The 24625-nt window shown below is 61.7% G+C and carries 20 protein-coding genes; 7 read left to right on the top strand and 13 right to left on the bottom strand.

Translation table 11 applies throughout. From position 1 onward, the window contains the following. Nucleotides 1-21: 21 nt before the first annotated feature. Nucleotides 22-1269: a urate hydroxylase PuuD gene (locus tag FLM52_08400; protein ID NVN55805.1), complete on the bottom strand. Its 1248-nt coding sequence runs from the start codon at nt 1267-1269 to the stop codon at nt 22-24. 9 nt (nt 1270-1278) lie between these two features. Then, the gene (gene uraH / locus FLM52_08395; protein NVN55804.1) at nt 1279-1632 is read right to left on the bottom strand and encodes a hydroxyisourate hydrolase; all 354 of its coding nucleotides are present in this window, start codon (nt 1630-1632) and stop codon (nt 1279-1281) included. 390 nt (nt 1633-2022) lie between these two features. Here uraH and uraD point away from each other — a divergent pair, with 390 nt between their 5' ends. After that, nucleotides 2023-2556, top strand: a complete 534-nt coding sequence (uraD, locus tag FLM52_08390; GenBank protein ID NVN55803.1) for a 2-oxo-4-hydroxy-4-carboxy-5-ureidoimidazoline decarboxylase — start codon at nt 2023-2025, stop codon at nt 2554-2556. A 50-nt stretch (nt 2557-2606) separates the two neighbouring features. On the opposite strand, the gene FLM52_08385 is transcribed toward uraD, so the two are convergent. Together FLM52_08385 and FLM52_08380 are read right to left on the bottom strand one after the other, a co-directional pair. Beyond that, on the bottom strand, nt 2607-3944 hold the full coding sequence (locus FLM52_08385) for an allantoate amidohydrolase (protein NVN55802.1): 1338 nt from the start codon (nt 3942-3944) through the stop codon (nt 2607-2609). After that, nucleotides 3941-5179 carry an alanine--glyoxylate aminotransferase family protein gene (locus FLM52_08380; GenBank protein ID NVN55801.1) on the bottom strand — a complete coding sequence of 413 codons (1239 nt, stop codon included), beginning with the start codon at nt 5177-5179 and terminating at the stop codon, nt 3941-3943. The genes FLM52_08385 and FLM52_08380 overlap by 4 nt, the downstream gene beginning before the upstream one ends. Before the next feature lie 524 nt (nt 5180-5703). On the opposite strand from FLM52_08380, the gene FLM52_08375 reads away from it, so the two are divergent. After that, nucleotides 5704-6528, top strand: a complete 825-nt coding sequence (locus FLM52_08375; GenBank protein NVN55800.1) for an inositol monophosphatase — start codon at nt 5704-5706, stop codon at nt 6526-6528. A gap of 184 nt (nt 6529-6712) precedes the next feature. Here FLM52_08375 and FLM52_08370 read toward each other — a convergent pair whose 3' ends face one another. From FLM52_08370 to FLM52_08360, 3 genes are all read right to left on the bottom strand, one after another. Further along, nucleotides 6713-7738, bottom strand: coding sequence for an AAA family ATPase (locus FLM52_08370; GenBank protein ID NVN55799.1), 1026 nt, complete (start codon nt 7736-7738; stop codon nt 6713-6715). A 103-nt stretch (nt 7739-7841) separates the two neighbouring features. Next, the gene (locus FLM52_08365; GenBank protein ID NVN55798.1) at nt 7842-8507 is read right to left on the bottom strand and encodes a 7-cyano-7-deazaguanine/7-aminomethyl-7-deazaguanine transporter; all 666 of its coding nucleotides are present in this window, start codon (nt 8505-8507) and stop codon (nt 7842-7844) included. 337 nt (nt 8508-8844) lie between these two features. Further along, nucleotides 8845-10296 (bottom strand): sodium:alanine symporter family protein, encoded by a 1452-nt coding sequence (locus FLM52_08360; GenBank protein ID NVN55797.1) that lies wholly within the window; start codon nt 10294-10296, stop codon nt 8845-8847. A gap of 507 nt (nt 10297-10803) precedes the next feature. Between FLM52_08360 and FLM52_08355 the strand changes: the two genes are divergently transcribed. Further along, entirely contained in the window at nt 10804-12405 is a 1602-nt protein-coding gene (locus FLM52_08355) for a Na+/H+ antiporter NhaC family protein (GenBank protein ID NVN55796.1), read from the top strand. Nucleotides 12406-12533: 128 nt separating this feature from the next. Here the strand turns inward: FLM52_08355 and FLM52_08350 are convergent, their stop codons facing one another. Next, the gene (locus tag FLM52_08350; GenBank protein ID NVN55795.1) at nt 12534-14504 is read right to left on the bottom strand and encodes a propionyl-CoA synthetase; all 1971 of its coding nucleotides are present in this window, start codon (nt 14502-14504) and stop codon (nt 12534-12536) included. 567 nt (nt 14505-15071) lie between these two features. Between FLM52_08350 and FLM52_08345 the strand changes: the two genes are divergently transcribed. After that, complete coding sequence (locus FLM52_08345; GenBank protein ID NVN55794.1) at nt 15072-15386, top strand: winged helix-turn-helix transcriptional regulator; 315 nt, start codon at nt 15072-15074, stop codon at nt 15384-15386. A 167-nt stretch (nt 15387-15553) separates the two neighbouring features. On the opposite strand, the gene sohB is transcribed toward FLM52_08345, so the two are convergent. Beyond that, the gene (sohB, locus tag FLM52_08340) at nt 15554-16657 is read right to left on the bottom strand and encodes a protease SohB (GenBank protein ID NVN55793.1); all 1104 of its coding nucleotides are present in this window, start codon (nt 16655-16657) and stop codon (nt 15554-15556) included. A gap of 572 nt (nt 16658-17229) precedes the next feature. On the opposite strand from sohB, the gene FLM52_08335 reads away from it, so the two are divergent. Then, entirely contained in the window at nt 17230-17547 is a 318-nt protein-coding gene (locus FLM52_08335) for an SCP2 sterol-binding domain-containing protein (GenBank protein NVN55792.1), read from the top strand. Nucleotides 17548-17670: 123 nt separating this feature from the next. On the opposite strand, the gene nudC is transcribed toward FLM52_08335, so the two are convergent. The 4 genes from nudC to FLM52_08315 form a co-directional block, all read right to left on the bottom strand. Next, the gene (gene nudC / locus FLM52_08330; protein ID NVN55791.1) at nt 17671-18444 is read right to left on the bottom strand and encodes an NAD(+) diphosphatase; all 774 of its coding nucleotides are present in this window, start codon (nt 18442-18444) and stop codon (nt 17671-17673) included. Continuing rightward, nucleotides 18444-19235, bottom strand: a complete 792-nt coding sequence (dnaQ, locus tag FLM52_08325; protein NVN55790.1) for a DNA polymerase III subunit epsilon — start codon at nt 19233-19235, stop codon at nt 18444-18446. The genes nudC and dnaQ overlap by 1 nt, the downstream gene beginning before the upstream one ends. Nucleotides 19236-19386: 151 nt before the next feature. Further along, a complete protein-coding gene (gene rnhA / locus FLM52_08320; protein NVN55789.1) occupies nt 19387-19902 on the bottom strand; it encodes a ribonuclease HI in 516 nt (171 codons plus the stop codon). A 272-nt stretch (nt 19903-20174) separates the two neighbouring features. Next, nucleotides 20175-21086, bottom strand: a complete 912-nt coding sequence (locus tag FLM52_08315; protein NVN55788.1) for a class I SAM-dependent methyltransferase — start codon at nt 21084-21086, stop codon at nt 20175-20177. Between the two features lie 718 nt (nt 21087-21804). On the opposite strand from FLM52_08315, the gene gloB reads away from it, so the two are divergent. After that, nucleotides 21805-22593, top strand: coding sequence for a hydroxyacylglutathione hydrolase (gloB, locus tag FLM52_08310; protein NVN55787.1), 789 nt, complete (start codon nt 21805-21807; stop codon nt 22591-22593). A gap of 241 nt (nt 22594-22834) precedes the next feature. Continuing rightward, a complete protein-coding gene (locus FLM52_08305) occupies nt 22835-24208 on the top strand; it encodes a LysM peptidoglycan-binding domain-containing protein (GenBank protein ID NVN55786.1) in 1374 nt (457 codons plus the stop codon). The last annotated feature ends 417 nt before the right edge of the window (nt 24209-24625 follow it).

The raw sequence follows: 24625 nt of genomic DNA, 5'->3' as shown, positions 1-24625 counted from the left end.
AGATGAAAGACAGAAGGCTGACTATTGACTCGCCCGCCACCAGTCATCCAGAAGCTGGCGTTCGGCATCGGTCATCTGGGTCATGTTGGCCAGCGGCATACTCTTGTCGACCACCGTGCGCTGATGGATACGCATGGCCTGACGCTGGATGTCCTCCCAGCCATTGAAGGCCACGCCAGCGGCCGGGGCCGTCAGGCCGATCAGGTTCGGCGTATCACTGTGACAGCCGGCGCAGCGCTGCTCGACGATATGGCTGACCCTGTCTCGCAAGGCCTGATTCTCCCCCAGGCCCTGGTTGACCGCAGCGCTGCTGGCCGTGACAGATGCTGAAGACGCTGTAGTCTGGGCGGTCGCAGGCGCCGTCTGTGAGCGCGGTGCGCAGAGCAGAATCACGCCGATCAACGCCAACACTGCCCCCGCGGGAACCCACAGGCGCTTGACGCCCTTGTGGTGATCCACCGTGGCGATGCGGATCAGACCGCCCGTCACCAGCAGCAGCAGAATGACGCCCAGGCGATAGTCATTGGCATACAGCAGCGGATAGTGGTTGCTGATCATCATCAGCACCGCAGGCAGCGTGATGAAGGTGTTGTGCACCGAGCGCTGCTTGGCGCGCTGCCCGTGGATCGGGTCCGGCGTTTCCCCACGCTTGGCAGCAGCCAGCAGGGCCTTCTGACCCGGGATGATCACATTGAAGACGTTGCCCGCCATGATGCTGCCCATCAGCGCGCCCATCAGCAGGAAGGCGGCACGCCCCGAGAACAGTTCGGTCGCGACCCAGGCCGCCAGCGTCAGCCAAACACCGACCGCGACGAACAGCGCCCCGGCATGGCGCTTGAAGGGACTGCGACACAGCGCCTCGTAGCCCAGCCAGCCGCCGACGAGCACACCCAGAGCGCTGCACACGGCGAGCGTGCCGCTCATCTCGAAGACGCGCGGGTCGATCAGGTAAGCGTGCGGCTGCAGCAGGTAGATCAGCGTGAAAAGTCCCATCCCGGACAGCCAGGTGACATAGGCCTCCCACTTGAACCAGTGGATCTCGCTGGGTAGCCGTTCGCTGACCCCATCATGACGAAAAAGATGATAGAGACCGCCACCATGCACCGCCCATAGCTCGCCGCCGGGGCGGCCATCGACTGCATGAGTGGCAGGCTGTCGCCGGTTGTCGAGCCAGATGAAGAAGAACGATGCGCCGATCCAGGCGATCCCCGCCATGACATGCAGCCAGCGTGTCAGCAGCATCGCCCAATCGAGAAGATATGCGCTCATGCCGGCTCCTTAGCTGCCGCGGTAGACACTGTAGGCCCACGGAGTGACCAGCAGCGGAATGTGATAATGGCCACTGGCCTCGAGGGTGAACTCGACCGGCACGCGGCCGAGCATGCCCTGGCCCACCGCGCGGCTGGCAAAGTAATCCCCGACCTGAAACGTCAGACGATAGACGCCGGAGAGATCAGCGGGAGCGTCGGCTTCCTCAAGCAGCGGCGCATCGAGACGCCCATCGGCATTGGTCGTGACCTGCGCGATCTCGTGAAAGTGACCCTGCGCATCCTGGCGCTCCAGGCTGATATGCACACCGCTGGCAGCGATGCCTTCGGCCTGATTGAGCACATGCGTCGTCAGTCTAGGCATGGCGATTTCCTGTTCTTGTGTGGATGTGGCGGGTACGGCTGGGCCCTGTAAGACGGGGGCCTGTACAAATGAAGCCCTGCGAAAGACGGCCGTGTTTCGGTTTTCTGGCTTGCTCTGTTCTGGCCTGCCGTCAGCGGTTGGTGGTATTGCACCCGATGAGTGCATTGCTGCATTCTGACCGATCGGTCAAGGTGCAGGCCGTATCACCCGATGACAGACGCCGCTCGGCGCCGTCAGGCAAGCCGGTGGCGATACAGCCTTGTCGTCAACCACTGGCATGGCGATGCAACGTGTGACACAGCGTTGGTCAGACGCGTTGCCAGCGACGGCATGCGCCTTGCAAGCTGATGATTCAGTGAGCTTTTCACCCCCCTCTCTGGAGCAAGGCGCATGCCAATCGAGACCCCGATGCACTATCTGGTGATGCTGGACACGCTCAACGCCCTGCCACCCGAGGCGCTGGCACGACGCTTGAGTGGTCTCTATGAGCACTCGGACTGGGTGGTGGAGCGCGCCGCGGCAGAGCGCCCGTTCGCGAGCATGGAAGTCCTGCTGACGGCGTGTGCCAATGCGGTACGCCAGGCCAGTGATGACGAACGCCACCAATTGATTCTGGCCCATCCTGAGCTGGCTGCCGGCAAGCTGGAGACCCTGACGCCCGCCTCGCAAGGCGAGCAGCGTGGCGCAGGCCTCGATCAGCTCGATGACGCCACCCGTGAACGTTTCCTGGCGGCCAATGCCAACTACCAGGCGCGCCACGGCATTCCGTTCATCATCTGCGTCAAGGGCCACAGCGCCACCAGCATTCTCGAGGAACTGGAGCGCCGCCTGCCGCAATCCACCGAGGCGGAATACCAGGAGGCTCTGGCCCAGATAAATGCGATCGCCGCAGTGCGCCTGCCGGGGCTGCTTGAGGCCAGTTAGTGACCAGCGCCCCTGTGGAAGCTAATAGGTTCTGTCTTACGCGTGCTGTACTACACGTACTTGTCAGCCACTGCCTCGATGCTGGCGATCAGCGCCGCCAGAGCCTTGGCGACATCGTCTTCGGTCACCGCCTCCAGCGGATGGTGACTGATACCGCGCTCGCAGCGCAGGAACAGCATGCCCACCGGACACAGATGACTGACCGCCATGGCGTCATGCCCGGCACCACTCGGCAGCTGGAATGGCGCCTGACCGATGGCCGCGATACCGGCATCGACGGCCTGCATCAATCCCTCGTCACAGGCCACGGCATCGGCCACATGCGTCTGTTCACAGTGAAAGGTGAGGCCCCGTCGCGCCGCGATTCTGTGCGCCACATTCAAGAGTTCATCCAGCGCACGATCACGCTGCGCATCGTCCAGCGCGCGGATATCCAGACTCAACGCCGCCCCCCCGGGGATGACATTCACCGCCCCGGGACGCAGCTCGCAACAGCCCACGGTCGCGACCAGTGAGTGGTCCGCCATGTCAGCGCGCTTGCCCGCCTGGACATCACGCGCCAGGGCTTCCACCGCCAGTGTCCACTCCGCCGCCGCACACAGCGCATCCTGACGCAGCGCCATCGGCGTGGTGCCGGCATGCCCCGCCTGACCAACGAAGTTGACCGCGAAGCGTCGCGCGCCGGCGATGCCCGTCACGGTGCCCAGTGCCAGATTCTCGGCTTCCAGCACCGGGCCCTGCTCGATGTGGACTTCCAGATAGCCCAGCGGCGGATTCGCCTGCAGGCTGGCCCCAGCAGCCGTCTGTCCGGAAAGCCCGAAGCGTTCGAGCGCGTCGCCAAGCGGGATGCCGTCCTCATCCTCCACCCGCTCCCAGTCCGACTGCCAGCGTCCGGCGATGGCATGGCTGCCGAGCAGGGTCGCACCGAAGCGGGTGCCCTCTTCATCACCGAAACCGACCACTTCCAGCGCGAAGGGCAAGCTCTGCTCGCCGGCATCGGCGCACTGCCTGAAATGCGTCAAGGCGGCCACCCCGAGCAGGACACCAAGAATGCCGTCATAACGGCCGGCGTCCGGCACGCTGTCCAGATGCGAGCCAATCACCAGTCGCGGCACACCGGCTTCGCTGTCAGCGGCAGCGGTGAGAGCGGGTGGACACCAGCGGCCCCAGAGATTGCCGGCGCCATCCTGCCAGCTGCGCAGACCGGCAGCCTTGAGCCAGCCAGCCGTGGTGGCATTGGCGGCGGCGTGTTCCGGCGTCAGATAGCGGCGGTCGATCCCGCTGTCGCTGCGCGAGATCGCCGCCAGGGTGTCGCAGGCGGCCAGCACATCGGCGGCCGTTTCCAGCGGCGCGGTGGCGTCAGGGGGTATGGATCCGGCATCGCTCATGACTGACCTCCCGTGCTGGGATTGGCACGACCATTGGCCGCCTGACCCTGATGCTCCTGATAGAAGTCCAGCGCGGCGCCGACGCCACCACCGGCCACAGTATTCACGCCACCCCGGCGCAGAGTCTGTTCCAGCGCCGCCAGCGTGGTCAGCACGGTATCGCGACGCGCGTTGTAGCCCATCACGCCGAGACGCCAGACCTTGCCATGCAGCGGGCCGAAGCTGGTGCCGATCTCGATACCGAAGTCCTCCAGCATGCTGCGGCGCAGGCCATTGCCATCCAGACCGTCGGGAATCATCACCGCGCTGACGTTGTTCATGCGGTGGGCCTGGTCGCCGAACAGCGCAAGTCCCAACCCCTTCAAGCCCTCGACCATAGCCTGACCATGCAGCGCATGGCGCGCGATGGCGTTGTCCATGCCCTCATTGACCAGCAGGCGCGCACACTCACGTGCGCCATACAGCATGCTGGTAGCTTCGGTGTGGTGATTGAGGCGCAGCTCACCCCAGTAATCGAGCACCATGGAGAGATCGAAATAGTTGGAGCGGATGCGTGCGCCCGGCTCCGCCAGTCGATCCGACCCGCTACTGATACCTGCCTCGACATGACGACGCGAATGCACCACCTCCACCGCACGCGGCGACAGCGTCAACGGCGAGCTGCCTGACGGTCCCGCCAGACACTTCTGCAAGCCTGCGGTGACGGCGTCCAGTCCCCACTCATCGGTCTTGAGAGGATTGCCCGCCAGCGAGGCCGTGGCATCGCTGTAGAACAGCACGCCTTCGCGGCGACAGATGGCGCCGATGTCTTCCAGCGGCTGGCACATGGTGGTCGAGGTATCGCCCTGCACCAGCGCCAGCACACTGGGCTTGACCTCGCGAATGGCGGCTTCGATCTGCTCCGGGCGGAACACCTGGCCCCACTCGCATTCCAGCGTATGAACCTCGGCACCGCAGCGCTCGGCGATCTCGCGCAGCAGATGACCGAAACGGCCGAATATCGGCACCAGCACACGCTCCCCCGGCTGGATCAGCGAGACCAGCACCGCCTCGATACCGGCACGCGAGGTGCCATCGATCAACAGGGTGGCATCATTGGTGGTCTCGAAGACGCCGCGATAAAGCTGCATCGTCTCGTTCATGTAGTGCGTCATCGCTGGGTCGTACTGGCCGATCAAGGGAGCGGAAAGCGCTCGCAATACACGCGGGTCCGCATTGATCGGACCGGGGCCCATCAGCAGGCGCTGGGGAGGATGAATCTGGTCAAAGGTCGGGCTCACGGTCGCTCCTCGTGCAGCAGGGCATGGAATGCGGGAAGACTCGCCAACTCGCCGAGCCTCATGCCCAGACAACTGCAACAAGTGCGCCAGAATTTCAGAAATGAAACAAATGTTGAATTGCCGGTGTATTTGACGGGCGCCACCTCCCTGTCATGGCGTGGGCATCGAGGGGCAAAAGGCAATCAGGCAACCTGATAACCGAATGACAGAAAGGCACCTCGGCAAAAGACGGCATGGCTCTAGGATAACGCTATAATCTTGCTGACCACACTGACCGGTGTCGCTCTGACGGTGCATGCCTTGCCTGGCAGGCACCATGGCAGGGCATGAATGAGCGGAATCGACGCTTTCATTACCTGTTTCATGCGCCGGCGCCCACTGCCCGAGGCTGAACTCGCCACATGAGTCTGTTATACAAGGAGGCATCGGATGAGTGAGGGTTGCCTCATCCGACCTGATCATCGCTGCCGGAGAGCTACATGACGCTGGAACAACGCCTGGAACGAGCAACACAACTGGCCAGACAGGCTGGTGAACGTATGGTGCAAGCGCGCGAGGAACAGGGTTTCGCGCACCATTACAAGAAAGGCGATGAGCTGGTCACCGACATCGACGTGGCGATCGATACCTTCCTGGCGGAAGCGCTCGAAGCCGAATTTCCCGAGGATGCGCGCCTTACCGAAGAGCTGTCGCCCGAGCGGGACGTGATCGGTACCAAGGGTGGCCTGTGGGTGATCGACCCCATCGACGGTACCGTCAATTTTGCCCATGGCCTGCGCCATGTCGCCGTGTCCATCGCCTGGTGCGAGCGTGGCAAGATCCAGATGGGGGTCGTGCATGCGCCCTTCCTCGGCGAGACCTTCACCGCCATCCGCGGCAAGGGGGCCTGGCTCAACGGCGAGAGCATCTCGGTCAGCGAGACCGATGAGATGAGCCGTGCGCTGGTCGCGACCGGCTTCCCCTACAACCGTGACAGCCGTCCGCCGCTGCTCAAACGCCTCTCGGCCATGCTGCTGGTCTGCCAGGATGTGCGCCGCAACGGCAGTGCCGCGCTGGATCTCTGTGATGTGGCGTGCGGACGCCTGGATGCCTATTACGAAAGCGTCTCCCCCTGGGACTTTGCGGCGGGCCTTCTGATCGCGCGAGAAGCCGGCGCACGCACGGGGCACCTGTATCGCTGTCCGGACGGCATTCCCGATGAGCTTTATGGCGAGAATATCGTGGTGGCCTCACCGGCCTTGCATGCTCCGCTCAAGCGTCTGCTGGAAGAGGCCGATGCCAGTTCAGGCCTGCCGGGACTATAGGGAAGACTCTTGGTGAAGTGCTGGGTAAAGACTGCAGTGATGCGGCTGTGATGGCATGAATTTCATGATCTGGATTTCATGACCTGAATTTCATGACATGACTAAATGACAGAGTGCCGCTGCGATACGCAAGAGCCCCGCCAATTGGCGGGGCTCTGTGTTTCTGACTGGCTGACACTCGGCATCAATCGCCCAGGTTACCGCCCTTCTTCTTGCCCTTGGCGGCCGGCTTGCTGGTCGCCTTGCTGCTGTCTTTACTGGCATCTTTATTGGCAGAGCCCTTGCTCGCCGGCTTCTTGTCAGCGCTGGGTGCTTTCTTGCTTGAAGCTGTCTTGCTGGCAGGCTTGGCGGCTGGATTGCTGGCCGCCTCCCCTTTGGCGCTAGCCTTGCCGGTGGCAGCACCTTGAGGCGCGGTGGCGGTTGATTCAGCCTCAGCAGCCTTGGCGGCGGCTGGCGACACCGTCGGCTCCTTGAGCAGGCTCAGGCGTTGGCCGATTTCCTGCCACAGGCTGCGATAGCTGACGGCCGGTGAGCTGTTGCGCGAGAAAGTCCCGATGGGCTTGCGCTCGATTCCCATACGCTCGACCACGCTGGAATACGGGATATAGCCACTGAGTTGCAACGGATAATCCTGCTTGAGCGATTCCATCACATCCTTGTGCAATGTCTTGCGGCGATCCACCAGAGTGAAGAACGGCCAGACGGGCACATCGAGATCGATCTCGGCCAGATAGGCGTTCAATTGCTCCAGGGTACGCAGCGACAGAACCGTGGGAATGATCGGCACCAGCAGGGTATCGGCAGCGGCGAAGACCTGCTCGGAAAGACTGGAAATGCTCGGCGGACAATCGAGAATGACGAGGTCGTAGTCATCGCGTACCGGCTTGAGGACCTTGCGCAGTCGGGTTCGCTTCTCTTCCTCGAGTATGTGGTCAAGATTGCGGTAGGAGAATTCCGCCGGCAGGACATCCAGGTTCTGATAATCCGTGGAACGGATCACGCGGGACATGTCCTGCTTGCCGCTGATCAGCTTCTCGACCCCGCCCTTCAGCTTGGGCTTGGTACGCACGTAGAAGGTCGCAGCGGCCTGCGGATCAAGATCCCACAGCAACACACGCAGGCCACTGTTGGCGGCACAATGCGCCAGATTGATGGCAGAAGCAGTCTTGCCCACGCCCCCTTTGATGCTGTACACCGCAGCGATTTTCATGGCTCCCTCCCGTCATTCCAGTTTGTGCAACGTTAGCACAATCCGGCGCCATATCCCTGACTGACAACGGCGAAACGAGAGAAAATGATATGACAGTTTTATGTCAGACAGGCTCTCGCTCATCGACCAGGCCGCGCTTGAGCAACTGATTCGTGAGGCGATTGAGCAACAAACCGTACATCGGCAGGAACAGCAATATCGAGATGGCCAGCTTGATCGCGTAATCCACCCAGGCGATCTCGATCCAGTAAGCCGCCATGAAGGCATCGGGCCCGTTGCGGAACGCCACCGAGAAGAAGGCAAAAGTGTCAGCGAGATTGCCGAACAATGTCGACGCCAGCGGCGCGATCCACCAGTGGGCATTGCGACGCAGACGATCAAACACCTGAATATCGAGCAACTGACCGATCACGTAGGCAATGAAGCTTGCCAGCGCGATACGGGCCACGAACAGATTGAAGTCAGCCAGCGCCTCTACTCCGGCAAAGCTGCCCGCCTGAAACATCACCGACACCATGTAGCTGACCAACAGCGCCGGCAGCATGACCAGTGCAATGATGCGCCGCGCCTGATACTTGCCGAACAGACGCACGGTCAGATCCGTTGCCAGGAAGATGAACGGGAAACTGAAGGCGCCCCAGGTGGTATGGAAACCGAACAAGGTCATCGGCAACTGCACCAGGTAATTGCTGGCGGTGATGATGAGGATGTGAAACAGGGCCAGGGCGACGAGTGCGCGCTGCGTCTGGGCAGACGAGAGAAGTAGCATTGCAGGTCCTTTTTGGATCAAAGCCGTCGTCCAGGGGTGAGGGAACCCTGTCACGAGCGTGTTGAGGTTTGCGTCGCCGATGCTGACATCAGCTGCCATGGCCTGTCGTCGGCCTTGACGCCTTGTCGCAGCGATTGAGCGCCGCAGGCATGCGTCAGCCGACATGCTCCACTGACAACCGCAGGGAGGCTTGCACATCGTCAGAACGCAAAATGGCCGCGCATCGTATCACGATGCGCGGCCATTGACAGGTGCCTGCGGGGAAAATCTGGCCAGATGATCAGGCCGTCAGTCTCCCCCGGTGCCCCTTACGTTGCAAAGAAAGCGAGTCTCAGAGTCACTTCTTCCAGATGCTGGCATCGACCTTGCCCTTGAGCTCCGGGAACTGCTCTGGATCAAAGGTCGGCTCCTTGCCGGCCTTATGCTGACGGTCGTAATCCTTGAAGATACGGAAGGCCAGCGGCGACAGCAGCAGGATGGCGATCAGGTTGATCAAGGCCATCGCGCCCATCGACAGATCAGCGAAGTTCCAGATGTTCTTCAGGCTGGCGACAGCGCCGAGCATGACCATGCCGAGCACGGCGAAGCGGTAGACCATGACGACGGCCTTGGCGTTCTTCTTGCCGGCGATGTACTCGATATTGGACTCGCCATAGGAGTAGTTCGCCACCAGCGAGGTGAAGGCGAACAGCAGAATGGCGATCGCCACGAAGCCGCCCCCCCAGCTACCGACCTGAGAAGACAGCGCCACTTGGGTGATCTGGATGCCGTCATTGCCGCCATCGTTGCCCAGGGTGCCACTCATGATGATGATGGCCGCGGTCGCAGTGCAGATGACCAGGGTGTCGATGAACACGCCCAGCATCTGGACGAAGCCCTGGGACGCCGGATGCTTGGTGGTCGCCATTGCGGCGGCGTTCGGGGCGGAACCCATACCCGCTTCGTTGGAGAACAGACCCCGCTTGATGCCATTCATCATCGCCTGGGCGATGGTGTAGCCCAGCGCGCCACCTGCGGCCTGCTCAAGACCGAAGGCACTGCGGAAGATGGTGCCCAGCGCCGCCGGCAGCTCGGTGATGTTGATGGCCACGACGAAGATGGCCAGCAGCAGATAGAGCAGTGCCATGATCGGCACGATCAGCTCAGCGGTGCGCGTGATGCGCTTCATGCCACCGAAGATGATCGGCACCATGACCACGACCAGCACCACGCCCATGATCCACGGCGGCACGCTGAAGGCCTGCTCCATGGCCAACGCAATGGAGTTGGACTGCACGGAGTTGAAGGCCAGACCGAAGGCGATGATCAGACAGACGGAGAACAGGATGGCCATCCAGCGCTGACCGAGGCCCTTCTCGATGTAATAGGCCGGACCACCACGGAAAGTATTGTCATCGTGGGAGACCTTGTAGGCCTGCGCCAGGGTGGACTCGATGAAACTGGTGGACATGCCGACCAGCGCCGTCATCCACATCCAGAAGATGGCGCCCGGGCCACCCAGGGAAATCGCCACGGCGACACCGGCGAGGTTACCGGTACCGACGCGCGCCGCCAGAGAAGTGGCCAGCGCCTGGAAGGAAGAGATACCCCCTTCACTGCCCTGACGAGATGTGGCCAGCAGCTTCCACATGTGCCTGAAATAACGGAACTGGATACCCTTGGTCATGACCGTGAAGAAGAGACCCGCTCCGATGAGCAGGTAAATCAATACACTGCCCCACAGCAGGCCATTGCCTGCATCGATCAACGCCAGAATCGGCGCTGGAATGATGGACGTTGTTTCCGACATGTCGGTCTCGCTTTGGCGGGTTTTTGGTCTTGTCGACGCTGCCAGGGCAACGGAAAGCCCATGACTTTCCTGCGACTGACAGCGAGCAACCACTACGATAGGGCTGCTCGACATGCTTTGGTGAGCGCCATTCTTCATATCCCACGGGGATAAGCAAGAAGAGCCCACTGTATAGCGGTCTTCTGCGGCCGAATTCTAGGGGAGAAATAGCGCAATGACGGTGTTTTTCACTGCGATCTAGACTTTAGGTGAACACGGTAATGTTTCACGTCTTGTTTGGCTCGGGCATAATGCGCCCCCTTCCGGAAGTCGCCGCCTGCCAGTGGCGGCCCAGGACTTGTCGAGCGCAGGCTCGCGACTCATCGATTGCCGTTGCGCAACGGCGATCCCGTGAGTGTGCGCTGCGATCAGGCGGTGCAACTCCCTGACACCCACGCACCATAACCGCCATCACGGCACCCGGTAGCGCGCTTTGTCCCGGCGCCTGCCTTTGATTACAGGTGATACATGGAACTGACCAGCTACGCGGCGTCCCCGCTTTCGCTGCTCGCCCCGATCATAGCCATCGGTCTCGCAATACTGACACGTCGTGTCATGCTCTCCCTCGGGCTGGGTATCGTGTCAGGCGCCCTGCTGCTGAATGATTTCTCGCCGCTCGTCACGCTGCACTATCTCTGGCAGCAGCTGGTTGCCGTCTTCATCGAGATACCGGACAGCGGTCAGCTTGCCGATGCCAGCCTCAACAGCTGGAATGTCTATATCCTGCTGTTCCTGCTGGCACTGGGTGCCATGGTCGGCGTGATCACGCTGGCAGGCGGCACCCGTGCCTTCGGCAACTGGGCGCGGGCGCGAGTCACTACCCGCCGTGGCTCGCAGCTGATGACCGTGCTGCTGGGGGTATTCATCTTCATCGATGATTATTTCAATAGCCTGGCTGTGGGCAACATCTGTCGTCCACTGACCGATCGTCAGGGGCTGTCGCGCGCGCGCCTGGCCTATCTGATCGACTCCACCGCCGCGCCCGTCTGCGTGCTGACGCCGATCTCCAGCTGGGGTGCCTACATCATCAGCCTGATCGCCGGTATTCTGGCGACCCACCACATCACGGATGTCAGCCCGTTCGGTGCCTTCCTCGAGCTATCCGCCTTCAACTACTACGCGATTGCGGCGCTGGTGCTGGTGATCGCCTCCGCCTGGTTCGACATCAACTTCGGTGCCATGCGCCGTCATGCCATCGCGGCGCGCGACGGTGAGCTTTTCGATGCCAAGCGCGGCAATCCGCCGGGCAACACCCACGTGGAAGAGTCCGAGCGTGGCCGCCCGATGGACCTGCTGATCCCGATCATCGTGCTGGTCATCGCGACCTTCTTCATGATCGTGCAGACCGGCGCCAGCGCACTGGCCGCCGAGGGTGAGGCCTTCGGCCTGATTCGCGCCTTTGAACTGACGGATGTCGCCAAATCGCTGATCATCGGCGGCGCCATCGGTCTGCTGGCTGCGGTAGCGATGCTGCTGCGGCATCGCATGGGCGCTGGTCGCAGTCTCAGCGCCATCGCCCAAGGCGCCAGCTCCATGCTGCCTGCCGTCTATATCCTCGTCTTCGCCTGGTTGCTGACCGGCATCATCGGCTCTCTGGGGACCGGTCAGTACCTCGCCACGCTGGTCGAGGGCGTCGTGTCTCCGACCTGGCTGCCGATGCTGCTGTTCGTGCTCTCCGGCCTGATGGCCTTTGCCACCGGCACCAGCTGGGGCACCTTCGGCATCATGCTGCCCATCGCCGGTGACATGGCGGCCGCCACCGAGCTCGCCATGATGCTGCCGATGATGGGGGCGGTGCTGGCCGGCTCCGTGTTCGGGGATCACTGCTCGCCGATTTCCGACACCACCATCCTGTCCTCGACGGGTGCCAGCTGCCATCACATCGATCACGTGATCACCCAGTTGCCCTACGCCCTGCTGGGTGCCGCGATCTCGCTGATCGCCTACCTGGTGATGGGCGTGACCGACAGCACCCTGTTCGGCTGGTTGAGCCTGGCGAGCCTGCTGGTCATCAGCATCGCATGGCTTGCACGCCGCGAGATGGCCGATCCAGTCGTGGCACGCACGTGATGCAATAAATGCTGCCTTGCTGAAAAAAGCCCCCGCCATGTCTCATGGCGGGGGCTTTTGCCTTGTTGGAGCAGCACGGACCGCGTCATGCGTCCGCGATATCACTGTATCGGCTCATGCGCCTCGATTCATGCGCTACGTGCCTCCCGCGCCTGACCGACGCCAGCATCGCTCAGGGCTTCACGCACATCCTCCAGGCTTGAGGGATCATCTATCGTCGAGGGCACCTGGTATTGCTCGCCCGCGGCGATCTGGCGGATCATCTTGCGCAGTATCTTGCCTGAGCGCGTCTTGGGCAGGCGCTCGACGACCAGCACCTCCTTGAGCGAGGCAAAGGCCCCGATTTCCTCGCGTATCCGCTGGGCAAGCTCGGCGCACAGGCTGGCTTCATCCCCTTGCCAGCCATCCTTGAGAATCACCAGTCCCAACGGCATCTCGCCCTTGAGCGAATCCTCGATGCCGATCACCGCGCATTCCGCGATCGCGGCGTGTGCACCAAGCACCTGCTCCATCTCGCCCGTCGACAGACGGTGCCCCGCCACGTTGATGACATCATCAATGCGTCCCATCACGAACAGATAGCCCTGCTCATCGAAGTAGCCGCCATCACCGGACAGGTAATAGCCGGGGTAGGCGGCAAGATAGGCAGAATGGAAACGTCCGGGATCCTGATAGAGTCCGGTCAGGCAGCCCGGCGGCAGCGGTTGGCGTAACACGACATTGCCCTGCTCTCCCGTGGGCACCTCATCTCCCATGCCATCGAGAATCTGCACATTGAAGCCCGGCAACGGCCAGGTGGCGCTTCCGGCACGCGCCTCGACCGGCGCCTTCACCTCGCGGCTGCCTTCGGTGAACATGTCGAGGCCCAGCAGGTTGCCGGCGATGGGCCAGCCGGTTTCGGTCTGCCACCAGTGATCGACGACCGGCACCGGCAGGAGATCGGCGAGCCAGTGATAGGTCGGCGGGTCCAGTCGCTCTCCGGCCAGGAACAGACTGCGCAGGCTGGAAAGGTCGTAATTGGCCATGTGACTGGCTTCCGGGTCTTCCTTCTTCATGGCGCGAAATGCCGTCGGCGCAGTGAAGAAGCAGTTGATGCGGTATTCCTCGATCAAGCGCCAGAAGGCTCCGGCATCAGGGGTCTTGACCGGCTTGCCCTCATACATGACGGTACTGGCCCCCATCAGCAACGGGCCATAGACGATATAGGAGTGGCCGACGACCCAGCCGATGTCCGAGGCCGCCATGAAGGTATCGCCGGGGCGGGTCGCATAGAGAAGCTCCATTGAATAATGCAACGCCACGGCGTAGCCGGCGTGATCACGCACCACCCCCTTGGGCTTGCCGGTGGTGCCGGAGGTATAGAGGACATAGAGAGGTTCGCTGCCCAGCATGCTGACCGCTTCAGTGGCTTGGGCGCTGGCCAGACATTCATGCCAATCATGATCGCGCGGCCCAAGTGTCGCCCGCTGCTGTTCACGCTGCAGGATCAGACAGGCTTGCGGGGTGTGCTCGGCAAGCTCGATGGCCTCATCCAGCCAGGGCTTGTAGGGAATGATGCGATCGACTTCCACCCCGCAGGACGCCGCCATGATCACCTTGGGCGCGGCGTCATCGATGCGTACCGCCAGCTCCTTGGGGGAAAAGCCGCCGAAGACCACTGAGTGCACCGCCCCGAGACGTGCACAGGCCAGCATCGCCATCATGGCCTCGGCGACCATCGGCATGTAGAGCACGACACGGTCGCCCTTCTCCACCCCGAGATTGCGCAGCGCCCCCGCCAGCAGAGCCACCTCATCACGCAGCTCACGAAACGTGTACTGCCGCTTGCTCTGGGTGACCGGCGAATCCCAGTACAACGCGACCTGATCCGCGCGCCCATTGGCGACGTGATGATCCAGCGCGGCATGGCAGATGTTCATCTCGCCATCGATGAACCAGCGAGCATGCTGTTGCTCATCCCAGGCCAGAATGGTCTGTGGCGGGCGAAACCAGGCGATGCGTTGCGCCTGCTCAGCCCAGAAGTCTTCTGGCGTCTCGTTGGCTCTTGCCGTCAGAGCTAGATAACGCTCGCGTGCACAGGAGTGATTGGCGTCGGGCATGGCGTACCTCGTGATCCACGAATGGCTTTGTGGGCATCTCTTGCCTGTCCTGACGCAAGGCCTTGTCTCCGGGGCCCGTTGACCGGACCTCTTTTCATGTCGTCATTGATGTCGCTCGCCAACGACGATGCGACAGACGACGATGGAGGAAGGACAGGCAGGACAGAGATGCCTGAACCGATAGTTACGTTGAAACCTTAGGCCAAAAATTGCCCTTCAAACCTGCTCAGCTCACCGTTTTCAGCGTCTGATGGTCTTAGACTCAATCCTTGGTCGCAGACGAGCTGACAGCGTGAAAGGCGTCATTCGGGCAATAAAACATACGCTTGAACGCGGTCTCACAGCAGATGCGACAAAAAGTCAAAGCCTGAGAACGACAAAGTCGATGATTTATCGTTTAAGATTCTCTTGGACGTAGCACGCGGAGTTATTGATCATTCACTAAAACAAGGTTAGGTCATAACAACATGCCAATGGCCCATTGCGTCCCTCGGGATGCACCAAGATAGACCGACCGGGAGAGACCGCATGAACGCAACACTTTCTACAGCTGCAAGGAATAACCCCATGCCAGTGTCCAGCGATGCCATCACCCTGCACCAGGCCGGTGACCGCGTCATCGAAGAAGCCACTGCCCTGCTCAAGGCGATGGGCAACGAGAACCGCCTGCGCATCCTGTGCCTGCTCAGCGACAGCGAAATGTCGGTGAGCGAGCTCAACTCGCGCCTGGAACTGTCGCAATCCGCGCTGTCGCAGCATCTGGCGATTCTGCGTCGTGAAGGCATGGTGCGGACGCGCCGCGCTTCTCAGACCATCTATTATTCGCTGCAAGGCCCCAACGCCGCAGGAGTCATTCGTGCCCTGCAGGATCTCTATAAATGAAAAAGGGCGCCAGCCGGTGACTGACGCCCTTTGAGGGGAATATCGTTGAGTCACGCTGATCGTGACCCGCTGGACATCTGTATCACTCGCCGACTCCAACAAGATCGGGCAGGCCACGGAATGGCCTTCCAAGCCTCTTCTCTTCGCCCACGACGGCAATCTGCCGCTTATTGCTGATGCCAGCGCGACTCCGCATTGCGCTCCAGCACGCGATCCAGTACACGATCCAGACTCGATGTCACGCCCTTGCCGAAACGGTCCATCACGCGGCGCGGCTTCTCGAGACTCACCTCGAAGATCTTGACCTCTTCCTTCAGATAGCGTGCTAGCAACGCCTGACTGGTACCGACCTCGTCGATCAGACCGATATCGATGGCTTCACTGCCATACCAGATATCGCCTTGGGACACTGCCTCGACATCCAATTGCGGACGACGGCTGCCGACATGCTGCTTGAACAGTTCATGGGTGCGCGCCAAGTCCGACAGAAACTTCTCACGCCCTTCTTCACTGTTCTCGCCGAGCATGGTCAAGGTGCGCTTGTAACGCCCCGCCGTCAGAATCTCGACATCCACATCATGCTTCTTGAGCAGACGGTGCACATTGGGCACTTGAGCCACGACCCCGATCGAGCCGATGACCGCAAAGGGCGCTGCCACCACGTGGTCTGCCGCACAGGCCATCATGTAGCCGCCACTGGCCGCGACCTTGTCGACCGTGATTGTCAGGCGCGCGCCACTGGCACGCAGACGGTCCAGCTGTGCCGCGGCCAGGCCATAGGCATGCACAAGGCCGCCACCGGACTCCAGTCGCAGCACGACCTCATCCTGCTCACCCAGCACGCCTTCCAGTGCCGTGATCTGCTCCGCCAGGCTTTCCACACCGCTGGCCTTGATGTCGCCGACGAAGTCGAGCACGAAGACCCGACGCCCACGCGTACTGGCCGGCGCATCGTCCTTGTCCGCATTGCCGCCCTTGTTGGCTTTCGCCTTGGCCTTGAGCGATTTCTTGAGCGCCTTGGCTTCCTGCTTGTACTTCTTGGCCCGCGCCTTCTCCTTGGCGGCGTACTCGGCCTCTTCCAGACCGGCGTGGCTCAATTCGCGCTGATAGCCCTTGATGCGCTCATGCCAGGGGCGAATCTTCAGCTTGGCTTGGCGCTCCCCCGCTTCCCCCTGTCGTGCACGTGCAATGATGAGCACGATGGCCGCGATCGCGACCACTACGGTGATCGCCTGGGCCAGAAAGAGGCCGTACTGTGAAATCCATTGCATGCACTTGCTCCTGAACATTGAATAAGGTGTCTGATCTCTCGCCTGCACGTGAGCGACGATCGCTCGCTCTCGAGTACATGGCTACCGGGCAGAAGATCTAGGCATCTGCCACACGACCAGGACCCCATAACGAAATCACCGGCTAAAGGGCCGGTGTGGGATGGTACTCGATATGGGGGCAAGCTTGCCCGCCTGCAAGGCTGGCAGGCGCCTGGTCAGATTTCACACTGTTCGTATTGTCATGAGACTGGCTAGCCGCCTGTGCGGGTTCTCCAGGTGACCTGGATGCTCTCCGTACATTATCCCTGTACGTTACTTCTGCACATTATCTCTCCACGCTATCTCTAAAGGGTTCAGAGCTGAGCGCTGAAGCGCGGAACACGCCAGATCGATCACACGACTTGATTGGAACGCTCGTTTGAAATAGTCTGATGTCAGTCTTGAAGGTCAGCAGCGTGATCACTTCATGGTGAGCAAGGTGATGAACGACACCCCACCCCTCATCATGCACGTCATCTTTCCCCGTGATCATTGGCCTTTCTCCACCGCTAGCACTGACAAGGAATATCACCATGGCCGACGCCAACGCCGTCATCGACATGCTCAAGAGTCGTTTCAACCCCGAAGCCGCCAAGGGCATGGATGAAGTCTTTCAATTCAACATCACCGACAGCGATGACTACTACATGGTCGTCAAGGACGGTACTCTGGACGTCGGCGAGGGTGAGCACGATGATCCGTCAGTGACCCTGAGCACCGACAGCGACACCCTCAAGGGTGTGATGAAGGGCGAAGTCGACGGCATGCAGGCCTTCATGACTGGCCGCCTGAAAGCCACCGGCAACATCATGCTGGCCACCAAGCTGACGTCTCTGTTCCCGAACAAGTAAGCGTCTGCTGAGCAGCTGCAACGCTGCGAACATGCCCGATGGAAAGGTTCGCTTGATGCACCTGCCAAAGAAAACGCCCCGGCCAATGGTCGGGGCGTTTTCTTTGGGGAGAGGCTCACAATTTCAGCGGCCCGTCGCGACCGAGCGCAGGAAGTTGTCGATCAAGGCATGCGAGATAGAGAACTTCGGGGGCAGCCCCGGCAAGTCTTCCGGCGTGAACCACTGGGCATCCTCTATCTCGACACCATCGATGGTGATGTCGCCACCGGCATATTCCGCGTAGTAGCCCAGCATGAACGAGTGCGGGAACGGCCACGACTGACTCTGGAAATAGCTGACTCGCCCGACCTCGACACCGACTTCCTCATGCACCTCACGCCGCACGGCTTCCTCGGCACTTTCACCGGCTTCGATGAAGCCCGCCAGGGTCGAATACATGCCCGGCCCGAAGCGCGGACTGCGTGCCAGCAACATCTCGCGACCCCGGGTGATCAGCGTGATGATACAGGGCGAGATACGCGGGTAGCTGCGATGCTGGCAACCGGTGCAGTGCATGGCGAACTCATGTTCCAGACGCTTCATGCGCTTGCCACAACGGCCACAGAATCGATGGTCACGCAGCCATTTGAGTACCTGCAGCGCGCTGGAAAGCAGCGGAAACTGATCACGTGGTAGCGTATGCAGCCACTGACGCGCGGTGGGCCAATCCGCACTGCCATTCTCACCGAACACCGCAATCGGTGCGCCCAGCCATTCCCCAAGGGCCACGGCGCCGCTGGGCCAATCCGCGATAGGCTGGATGATGCCGCCATCCGGCGCAGGCGCCACGCCATCACGTCCCACGCGAATCAGATAACCATGGCGCTGAGTCACACGCGAGAGATCACGAATCAACATCAGGCGTCGTCTCCGCGGGCACCTCGGTTGTCCAGACTGGCGCCTTCAAGACTGCCCAAGGCATCGATCGAGAGGCGATCGAACAGGCACTCATCCGCCTTGCCTCGAATCTCTTCACACCAGGCCGAGTGACGCTCAAGTTCCAGCGCGGACAAGCCGGGCGTGACCAGACGTGGGCGATCGGCACGCAGGCGACGAACCCCGACGATACCGCCCTCCTCGCCATCGCCTTCCTCTATCACGTCCAGGCCCAGCGCCGTCTGGCCACCGGTCATCGCCAGATAGACGTCGCCGAGAATCTCGGCATCCAGCAAGGCGCCGTGCAGCACGCGATGCCCGTTGTCGATATCGTAGCGCTTGCACAGCGCATCCAGATTGTTGCGCTGTCCGGGGTGCTTCTCTCGGGCCAGCTTCAGGGTATCGAGTATGGCGCAGTGATCGGCGACCGGGCCCAGCGGGTTGGCACGCCCGGGGTTGATCAGCCCGAATTCGTGATCGATGAAGCCCACATCGAAGGGCGCATTGTGGATGACCAGCTGGGCACCCTTGATGAATTCCCAGAAGGCATCGGCAATCTCGGCGAAGACCGGCTCGTTGGCGACTCGCTCATCGGTGATGCCGTGAACCCCGATCGCTTCTGCATCGATCAAGCGCTCAGGATTGACGTACTGATGGTAGGTGCGTCCGGTCAGGCGGCGGTTGATCATCTCCACCGCGCCGATCTCGATCAGACGATGACCTTCCTTCGGATCGATACCTGTCGTTTCGGTATCGAGAATAATCTGACGCATCTCAGACCTCTTGGTAAACAGTGACAGCTCCCTGACCGACATCTGCCCTCACCTTCGGGCCGCGCATTAGGGTGCCTCAATATCGGATCCTGCATATCCGTGCTCAAACACGGCTGGCCATCGCGCTCGGCGTGCCTGCCAGCCGAGGCACTCAGCGGCGGTGCTGCATCTCGTCGATGGCCTCGTTGGCCAGCGCATCGGCGCGCTCGTTGCCCTCATCGCCGCTATGACCCTTGACCCAGCGCCACTCGATATCATGACGCTCGCTCTGGGCCAGCAGTGCCTTCCACAGATCTTCATTCTTGACCGGCTGCTTGGCTGCCGTCTTCCAGCCGCGCTTGACCCAGCCGTGCACCCACTTGGTGATGCCGTTCTTGACGTATTCGGAGTCGGTCCACAGCACCACCTGACAGCGCTTGGTGAGCGCCGTGAGCGCCTCGACCGCCGCCATCATCTCCATCCGATTGTTGGTCGTCTGGGCCTCGCTGCCATTGAGTTCCTTGCGATGCTTGCCACTGACCAGAATCGCGCCCCAGCCACCCGGCCCCGGGTTGCCACGACAGGCACCATCGGTGTGGATGACCACGCGCGTCGGCGCCGCCTTGGATTCGGACGTCGCAACAGCGGAGGGATTCTGGGGTTCGGACGTGGATGAACTCTGGCTCACAAACGGCACTCTCAACAAAGGAAACGAAGACGGGCAAGTGCGACGGCGCTGGCTGTCACGACAGGGGCAAGCCTGGCTCGCTGAGGCGGGGCTTGGAAACCGCCCCCTGACAATCACTCTCCGGTAGCCCTCCCGCGGCAACAGCAGGCCTCGCCACAATGAGCGTCATTCTACCCACTCGCATGCAGCATGGCCAAAGTCCCTGTGTTTTTTTACAGCTTCCGCCAGACTGAAGCCTTGAAGAAAAGGGAGCCCTGCAGCGAGCCGCCGAGCTAGCCGCGCTCGGACAGGTCTCTGCGTGACTCACGCTTCACATGCTCCTCCCGGGAATGCACCCGCGTGGCCTGGCCGATGGAGACACCGGGAATGGCGACTCGCGATCGCTTGGCATTCAAGGGTTGCACGTACCCGACATTGCGCCGCGCCCGTATCAACATCAGGCTGCCCAGCGGCAGGTTGTAGCGGCGCCCCATACGTTCAAGCCAACCGTGTCGCAGGCGTAATCCCGGCAGGTGGAAGCCGGCATAGTCGATGCGCTCGATCTCGAAATCCACAAAGGCCAGCCAATCGCGCAGGGCCGCCGGCGTACGCCAGCTACCCTCCCAGGGAGTGATGTGGCGACGGCGCGGGTCCAGACGCAGCAGCCCCTCGCCAGATAACGGCTGCCAGGCGACGATAACCAGACAGCCACTGGAGCGCAGGACGCGGGCCGCCTCGCGCAGCAGTCGGTGCGGCTCCGGCGCGACTTCCAACAGATGGTGGAGCATGACCAGATCCATGCTCTCGTCCGGCAATGCCAGCTGCGTCAGCGGGCAGATCAAGGTGGAAGGCGACTCGGCAAGCGCTGCCTCGGGACTCCATTGGATGGCATGGCGGATGGCGGAGAGTGACAGGAGGTCATTGCCGCCCGGGCCCAGGTTCAGGCTGTGAAAACCGAAGCAGCGCTCGAACAGCGGGGACAGCATCTCGCGCTCCGCCGTCAGGATGTCCTGACCATCCGAGCCCTCGAAAAAGGCGCGCATGGCGCGCACATGGGCACTCAATTGGCGCGCATGCTGGCGCTGGCGTTCCTCGGCGGTCAGGGACGCGCTGGCCTCGTCCGCACCGGAGTCATTCACACCAAAGGGGCCTTTCCACATCTTGCATCTCCTGGGCTTCAGGCGGGGAGACACTCCCCACGGCATAGACAGGCTTTGACACTTGTCTACATTCTCACACCATAAGAGGTTTGACACTTACCTGCTGGCTCGTCAGGCTTGTTATCAGGAAAATTCAGATTCCCGCCACGAATCAATCCACTGGGCATCATCGTGCTGGCTATTGGCCCTGCGACTGATGGCGCTCATGGACGTTGGCACCGGCGGCCAGTCGTGACTTTTCCAGCTGGACTCTTCTTGAGGGGCTCAGCTTGACGGGCTCTGCATCAGTTATCCGGTGCCTGATCGCAGACGGCGAGTCTGATCGGGAACGAAATCCCGACAAGCGAGTCTTGAACAGGAACTGCGGGCAACGAGCATCTCGACACGCGCGGCCCGACACTCAGGATAGGGTGAAGCAGGGTGTTACCCCACATCCTGCGACTGTCCCATAACTATGCGTTGTCGATCATAGAGCATACGGAATGCCCCTCCCGCCCACATATGCGGCCAGGGGAACAGCCAGGAGCACGACCGTGCCCAGCCGTCTCCAAGCATGATCTTATGCCGATTTCGACAACTAACTCTCAGTAAGGAGTCGATGGAACCGCCTGCCCATCAGCATTGCAGGCGATGATGACATGCCATGTTCATCTGCTTCAGCCTGGCCGAAGCCTCGGCGAGGACGTATGAAGCCACTTTTCGCGTCACTGGCCTGTCATTGCTTCGATCGACGACTGCAAGACATCAAGAGCACCTGACCACCATGATGAGCGTAACGCCCATAGCGGCCTTTCAGGACAACTACATCTGGTTGATACAGAGCGACGACAACCCTCGCGTGGCGGTCGTCGACCCCGGTGATGCACGCCCGGTGATGGAGACCCTGGAGTCCAGAGGCCTGACCCTCGACACCATCCTCATCACCCATCATCACCAGGATCACACCGGCGGCCTGCCGGAGCTGATCGAACGCTATCAGCCTCGCGTGGTTGGCCCGCACAATCCAGCCATCCACGGTATCGACGAGCGTGTCGGCGATGGCGACAGCTTCCGCCTGCAGGGACGCCTCTTCGAGGTGATGGAAGTGCCGGGCCATACCCTGGATCACATCGCCTTTGTCAGCTCCGGCATGCCGGGGTTGCTGTTCTGCGGCGACACCCTGTTCAGTGGCGGTTGCGGTCGCCTGTTTGAAGGCACGCCGGAGCAGATGCATCACTCCTTGTCGCGCTTGGCCGCCCTGCCGGAAGAGACGCTCGTCTTCCCGGCACACGAGTACACGTTGGCCAATCTGGCCTTCGCCAGAGCCGCCGAGCCGAACAATCCCACGCGAGACACCCTCAACGCAGAATGTGAACAGCTGCGCTCACTGGGCCGCCCCACGCTGCCCACCCTCATCGGCCGAGAAAAGCAGATCAATCCGTTCCTGCGCAGTGATGAGGTGGCGCTGCAACGCCACCTCGAGCAGGAAGGGCGCCTCTCGGCACCCTCGGGTCAGGAAGCTTCCCCACTGGCGGCCTTCACGGCACTGCGTCAGTGGAAGGACAACTTCTAGCCCTGCTGCCCGCGTGCCATTGCCCCCGTTCTGACGCCACTCAGGTGAGCGGTTGGAGCGCGGCGTGAATGGCATTTCGCGTGACAGCGGGTCGAGAACATTCCTGATCTCGATCAGCCCCCGCAGTCACTGATTCGTGCCGGCATGACCGGCCAGCCGAGCCCCTGCTGACCCATCCAGCCGCGGCTCGCCAGAGAGTATTTCGTCAATGCATCAGCAAGACCACCGTACCGACGGCCAGATGGCCGCCGACACGCCGTGTCGTGTCACTCCGACCCAGGCCCCCTTCCGTCCGGCTCAACTGCGTCACCTGATTCGCCTCGCCTCTCTGGGTGCCACCCTGTGCCTGATGCCGCTGACCGCCAGTGCCAATTCAGCGATGGTGTCCAGGGTCTCGCCCACCAGTGAATATCAGCGCGCCCCGCTGAACTTCATGCAGGCCGTCGATGCCATTCCCGCGCACTACGACGACGTCTGGGAGCGCCTGCGCGCCGGCTATCAGCTGCAGCAGGACACCGGTCGCCCACGCGTGCGCAAATGGATCAGCTGGTATCAGGAGCACCCCCACCACGTGGAGCGCATCGCCGAACAGGCCCGCCCCTGGATTCGCTACGTGACACTGCGCACCGAAGCACGCGGCCTGCCGGCAGAACTGGCACTGCTGCCCTTCATCGAGAGCGCCTACGATCCGGATGCCGCGCATCCGGGCGGTGCGACCGGCATGTGGCAGTTCATGCCGCGCACCGGTGACGCCATGGGGCTGACACGCAACCGCTGGTATGACGGTCGCAAGGACGTGTTGCTGTCCACGGACGCCGCGCTGGATTACCTGGAGACTCAGGGCGAGCGCTGGTATGACGGTGACTGGGAGCTGGCACTGGCCGCCTACAATGCCGGTGCCGGCACCGTGAATCGTGCACGCCGCCGCGCCGGTGGCGATGAGGATTACTGGAACATCAAGCTGCCCAACGAGACCATGGAATACGTGCCGAAGCTGCTGGCCCTGGCCGCGGTGATTCGCGATCCGCAGGAATATGGCCTGTCGTTGCCCAAGATTGCCGACAAGCCGCAGATCGCGGCCGTCGAGACGGGCGGACAGCTGGATCTTTCCACTGCCGCAGAGCTGGCCGGTATCAGTGAAGACAAGCTGCGCGCCCTGAATCCGGCCTACAAGCGCTGGGCCACCAAGCCGGGCGACAGCTCGCTGGTCATTCCGGTCACCGCCCGCGACACCTTCCTCAGTCAGCTGGCTACGCTGCCCGAAGAAGCGCGCCAGAGCTGGGCCAGCTATCGCGTGAAACGCGGCGACACCCTGTCCGTCATCGCACGTCGCAATGGGCTGACATTGTCTGAGTTGAAACAGAGGAACCGTCTCTCGGGCAACACCATTCGCATCGGTCAGGCACTGTTGGTACCGGACCGCGGCAACTCGGTCGCCACTCAGCTGGCTTCGGCCAACGGCGAGAAGAAGGTGCGCGTGAAGAGTGGCGACTCCCTGTCGCTGATAGCCGCGCGTCACAATGTCAGCACCCACCAGCTCGCGCGCTGGAACAAGCTGTCATCCAAGGACTACCTGCGCCCCGGTCAGATGCTGACCCTTTACAGCGCCAACTGAGCCTTCAGCCCGACTGAGCCTTCAGCCAGACCAAGCCAGTCGATTCACGCGTCCTGAAGCGACAAGTGATACGCGATTCCTCAACGCCCCTGCCATCTTCGATGGTGGGGGCGTTTGCGATTCAAACGTCGCAGCATGGCCGCTGACAGGGAACTTCGTTACTCTTGGCGAGGTCGATGCAAGGAGACCAGCCCCAGCCCAGCGCGTGGCGTGCGCCTGCTGCACCGCTTCTGCAGTTCTCCATCAGCTCATCGCAGCCCAGGGTCGACAGCTGTGCAGACAGCCGCTTCCCAGATGCCGGTCAATTCATCACGGCCGCAAGGCCCGGGTCATTCAGTCAAGGAAGTCTTCGATGCAGCGTGTTTCTTCACTCACCCACCGTCGCTGGGCCGCGCTACGCGCGCTATGCCTGGGGGC

The sequence above is a fragment of the bacterium Scap17 genome (assembly GCA_013376735.1).
Classification (GTDB): Bacteria; Pseudomonadota; Gammaproteobacteria; order Pseudomonadales; family Halomonadaceae; genus Cobetia.
The sequence above is the reverse complement of the archived record's forward strand: the minus strand, read 5'-3'. Positions and strand labels throughout refer to the sequence as shown.

Excerpts from the sequence above, each read along its gene's own strand:
- gloB (NVN55787.1), top strand. The coding sequence starts at position 21,805 with ATGATGAGCGTAACGCCCATAGCGGCCTTTCAGGACAACTACATCTGG.
- FLM52_08350 (NVN55795.1), bottom strand. The coding sequence starts at position 14,504 with ATGCCCGACGCCAATCACTCCTGTGCACGCGAGCGTTATCTAGCTCTG.
- FLM52_08345 (NVN55794.1), top strand. The coding sequence starts at position 15,072 with ATGCCAGTGTCCAGCGATGCCATCACCCTGCACCAGGCCGGTGACCGC.
- FLM52_08375 (NVN55800.1), top strand. The coding sequence starts at position 5,704 with ATGACGCTGGAACAACGCCTGGAACGAGCAACACAACTGGCCAGACAG.
- dnaQ (NVN55790.1), bottom strand. The coding sequence starts at position 19,235 with ATGCGTCAGATTATTCTCGATACCGAAACGACAGGTATCGATCCGAAG.
- uraD (NVN55803.1), top strand. The coding sequence starts at position 2,023 with ATGCCAATCGAGACCCCGATGCACTATCTGGTGATGCTGGACACGCTC.
- FLM52_08380 (NVN55801.1), bottom strand. The coding sequence starts at position 5,179 with ATGGGCCCCGGTCCGATCAATGCGGACCCGCGTGTATTGCGAGCGCTT.
- sohB (NVN55793.1), bottom strand. The coding sequence starts at position 16,657 with ATGCAATGGATTTCACAGTACGGCCTCTTTCTGGCCCAGGCGATCACC.
- nudC (NVN55791.1), bottom strand. The coding sequence starts at position 18,444 with ATGTTGATTCGTGATCTCTCGCGTGTGACTCAGCGCCATGGTTATCTG.
- FLM52_08305 (NVN55786.1), top strand. The coding sequence starts at position 22,835 with ATGGCCGCCGACACGCCGTGTCGTGTCACTCCGACCCAGGCCCCCTTC.
- uraH (NVN55804.1), bottom strand. The coding sequence starts at position 1,632 with ATGCCTAGACTGACGACGCATGTGCTCAATCAGGCCGAAGGCATCGCT.
- FLM52_08365 (NVN55798.1), bottom strand. The coding sequence starts at position 8,507 with ATGCTACTTCTCTCGTCTGCCCAGACGCAGCGCGCACTCGTCGCCCTG.
- FLM52_08355 (NVN55796.1), top strand. The coding sequence starts at position 10,804 with ATGGAACTGACCAGCTACGCGGCGTCCCCGCTTTCGCTGCTCGCCCCG.
- FLM52_08335 (NVN55792.1), top strand. The coding sequence starts at position 17,230 with ATGGCCGACGCCAACGCCGTCATCGACATGCTCAAGAGTCGTTTCAAC.
- FLM52_08360 (NVN55797.1), bottom strand. The coding sequence starts at position 10,296 with ATGTCGGAAACAACGTCCATCATTCCAGCGCCGATTCTGGCGTTGATC.
- FLM52_08370 (NVN55799.1), bottom strand. The coding sequence starts at position 7,738 with ATGAAAATCGCTGCGGTGTACAGCATCAAAGGGGGCGTGGGCAAGACT.
- FLM52_08315 (NVN55788.1), bottom strand. The coding sequence starts at position 21,086 with ATGCCGTGGGGAGTGTCTCCCCGCCTGAAGCCCAGGAGATGCAAGATG.
- FLM52_08400 (NVN55805.1), bottom strand. The coding sequence starts at position 1,269 with ATGAGCGCATATCTTCTCGATTGGGCGATGCTGCTGACACGCTGGCTG.
- FLM52_08385 (NVN55802.1), bottom strand. The coding sequence starts at position 3,944 with ATGAGCGATGCCGGATCCATACCCCCTGACGCCACCGCGCCGCTGGAA.